The sequence below is a fragment of the Spirochaetota bacterium genome (genome assembly GCA_034190085.1).
GTDB lineage: Bacteria > Spirochaetota > UBA4802 > UBA4802 > JAFGDQ01 > JAXHTS01.
The window spans coordinates 1-3,546 of record JAXHTS010000014.1 but is presented as its reverse complement, the minus strand read 5'-3'; the positions used below and the strand labels follow the sequence as shown (position 1 = coordinate 3,546).

Here is a 3,546-nt window from a genome sequence, read left to right as displayed (position 1 = left end):
AGCTATAGCAATACTACTAATATTATAATATTAGTAGTATTGCTATAGCTTAAGGGCAAACGAATAACAGTCTTGAAATCGATAATTATTATAAGTTTTAGTTAGGGGATCTTTATGAGGATTGATAACGTATTAAAAGAGGTTATATTCATTTATAATTGCTATCCCAAAAAAAGAAAGATTTTCATTAGTTTCATTACAAACAATTATAATAATAAAAAGGAGGTTCAACTATGAATATGAAGAATATTCTTCAATCAAAAGGGGAGGATGTTATAACAACAAACAAAGACGCTTCAGTGCATGAAGCTATACAATTGCTAAACAAGTACGAGATTGGAGCACTGTTGGTCTTGGATAGGATCGGTAAGAAAGGAAAGCTTGTTGGTATCATTACTGAAAGAGATATACTAAGGGAGCTGGCAGAGCGAAGTGGCAATCTGAAAGAAATAACTGTAAAAGAGATTATGACAAATGATTTAATCACTGGGACATTGGATGATGAGTTAGATTACACCTTTTTTTTATCATCTAGTCGGTGTGGTTGGTATAATTGCACCCTGGAATTTTCCTCTCACTCTCTCATTTGCAGATGTAATTCCAGCGCTTATGGCTGGCAACACTGTTGTCATCAAACCATCATCCGCAACGCCTCTAACTGTACTTGCAATGTGGAGAATCTTTATGGACTCAGGTTTTCCCAAGGATGTTTTACAGGTGATCCCTGCCACGGGACAAACGGCTGGTGAACTTATAGACTCTGTAGACATGATCGCCTTTACAGGAAGTACTGAGATAGGCAAGAAGATTGCTGAGAGAGCCGGTAAAAGGTTGATTCCTATCCTGCTTGAGTTGGGAGGTAAGGACCCGATGATAGTACTCAAGGATGCGAATATAGAGCGTGCAGTCAACGCTGGTGTATGGGATTCTCTTTTGAATTCAGGGCAGGTATGTATGTCAACAGAACGAATATATGTCCAAGAGCAAATAGCAGATGAATTCATTGATCGTGTTGTGGGGAAGGTGCGCTCGTTACGACAGGGATATAGCAAAGATTTTAATTGTGATATTGGATCTATGACATCTTCTGAACAGTTAGAGATAGTAAAAGATCAAATAAATGATGCAGTTTCAAAGGGAGCGAAAATACTCATCGGTGGGAAAAGAACTTCTAAACCAGGCAAAGGTTATTTCTTTGAACCGACTGTGGTTGTAGATGTGAATCATAATATGAAATTGATGACAGAGGAGACTTTCGGTCCCATCATAGCTATTCAAAGGGTTAGGGATGAGGAAGAGGCTATAAACTTAGCTAACGATTCCTGCTATGGTCTTGGTTCAAGCATATGGACAAAAGACAAAAGAAAGGGGCGCAAACTTGCTCGCGGAATACAGTCAGGCTTTGTATGTATAAACGATGTTCTGTCAAGTTATATGGTAATGGAATTGCCTTTTGGAGGTCTCAAAGAAAGTGGATTGTCAATGCGTCACGGCCCTGAAGGAATAAGAAATTTCTGTAATACTCAGAGTGTTGTTATAGACAGATTAGGATTAAATAAAGACTTTGGATGGTATCCATATTCTCCTTCAATTAATGGAAAGATAAGTAGGGTCCTCAGGCTTCTCTATTGTAGAGGCCTGAAAAAGATTGCCACTGTTAAAAGGTATTCATAACCTTTACTGATAAAGGAGTAAGATGTCTCATCCCCAATTGGAATAATGAGATGGTGGGTTTAATACAATAAAATAATGGAAGATGATTTCTCCTCCTCCTCCTCCTCCTCCTCCTCCTCCAACAATCCACCATTTCATTATTCAATCCTTGATGGCAAGAGGGTATAGCAATGGTGAAACCATATTATCTCAAAATGTTCTGGAATTTGCGAGACACAAATCTAATTGTAGGTATCAATTTAAGCTATGGGATGCTTCTTGTAAAATTCTAAAATTATTATTCCTATCTAAAAATTTCTTTTCAGAAAAAATAATTTGATATATAAAGAATTACTTTACAAAAAATATTAAAGCTTATAGTAAATCTATTGATATAATAGTAAATACGAGGTCTGCAGATGAAAATATCGACACGGGCACGATATGGTACAAGGTTGTTACTTGAGTTGGGACTACATTATGGTAAAGGTCCGGTTTTTTTAAAGGATATTGCTAAAAATGAGGAGATATCAGAGAAATATTTAAGTCAGATAATGATTACTGTTAAGAGTGCTGGTTTTGTCAATTCCTTTCGCGGTGCTCAGGGTGGATATATATTAGCAAGGCATCCAGCAGAGATTACACTTAAAGAGATTGTAGAGGCTTTGGAAGGAAGATTCGATCTTGTTGAGTGTGTCAATAATCCATCTTCATGTAAACGGGAATCAATATGTGTAACAAGGGATATCTGGGTTGAGGTAGGTAAGATGATTGCACAGGTGCTTAATTCTATTACATTGGAAGACCTAGTGAAACGTTGTAGAGAAAAACAGGAGAAATATGGTATGTATAATATCTGAGTATTTATTTTTTAATTTCTCAATCCTGCACTGAGATGTATTGATTTATTCATGATTACAGCAATGTATTCCCAATAGTGAATTCTCAATGCAAGTTGCAATTCGTTTTGTTGTTTTATATTGCATATTGCAATAATATATCTTTCCGTAATTATTTATATAGTATAGTCTCTGCCTCTATATCTTTGCTTCCTGTTTTTTTACTAAAAAGGGTTAGTTTTTTTAAATTCTAGCCATATCCCGCCATTCATCTCATCATATTTTTAAGATTTCTTAATAGAACAAATTATTTTTATTTTTATGCGTTTTCTTTTTTATAGTTAGCACGATTTATGCATCTTTAAAATAGACGTATAGGGTTTGATAAGGTTATTCTTTTGGAGTATAGGATAAGATAATATTTTTTATTGAATCAAGATCAAAGATCAATATTAAGTGATAATTTATTATTAAAGGAGGTGATTGCTATGCCAGGAGGTGATGGGACAGGTCCAGTTGGTTTTGGGCCAATGACAGGAAGAGCGGCAGGATATTGTGCAGGATATAACATGCCTGGGTATGCGAATCCTGTAGGCGCCAGAGGCTTTGGGGGGAGAGGATATTTTGGCGGTGGAGGCCGGGGCAGGGGATATAGAAATATGTTCTACGCTACAGGACTTCCAGGTTGGATGAGATTTGGATATGCTCCCAACTATGGAGGAGCATCCCCTTTTGTTGGTGTCAATCCCCCAGTTAGCAAGGAGGATGAAGCAGGATTTTTAAGGGAACAGGCAAACTATTTTCAAAGAGCGTTGGATGATATTAATAACAGATTGGATGAATTGGAAAAGGCAAAGAATGAATAGACAATCATAATTATTCTCCTTTATTTTTGTGATTATTTGCGGGGTTAATCCCGCAAATAATCACGACTCTTTTTTTGACTTTGTTGTAGCAGGCTTTTGGTTAAAAGGAGGAAGTTCCGATCCTGTTTTGAAAATTGGGATATTAATCAAATTTATTTTAAAGGAGGGTGATGATGCCCAGATATGAG

At 36.5% G+C, this 3,546-nt stretch carries 3 protein-coding genes and 1 pseudogene; all 4 read left to right on the top strand.

Features of this window, described 5'->3' with window-relative positions; all coding sequences use genetic code 11:
- Nucleotides 1-233 precede the first annotated feature (233 nt).
- The 4 genes and pseudogenes from SVZ03_02800 (at nt 234) to SVZ03_02785 (ending at nt 3,358) form a co-directional block, all read left to right on the top strand.
- Nucleotides 234-413 (top strand): annotated as a pseudogene (locus SVZ03_02800) (CBS domain-containing protein).
- A gap of 127 nt (nt 414-540) precedes the next feature.
- A complete protein-coding gene (locus SVZ03_02795) occupies nt 541-1,674 on the top strand; it encodes an aldehyde dehydrogenase family protein (protein ID MDY6933134.1) in 1,134 nt (377 codons plus the stop codon).
- 398 nt (nt 1,675-2,072) lie between these two features.
- Nucleotides 2,073-2,513 (top strand): Rrf2 family transcriptional regulator, encoded by a 441-nt coding sequence (locus SVZ03_02790; GenBank protein ID MDY6933133.1) that lies wholly within the window; start codon nt 2,073-2,075, stop codon nt 2,511-2,513.
- Nucleotides 2,514-2,980: 467 nt separating this feature from the next.
- Nucleotides 2,981-3,358, top strand: coding sequence for a DUF5320 domain-containing protein (locus SVZ03_02785; protein MDY6933132.1), 378 nt, complete (start codon nt 2,981-2,983; stop codon nt 3,356-3,358).
- Nucleotides 3,359-3,546 lie beyond the last annotated feature (188 nt).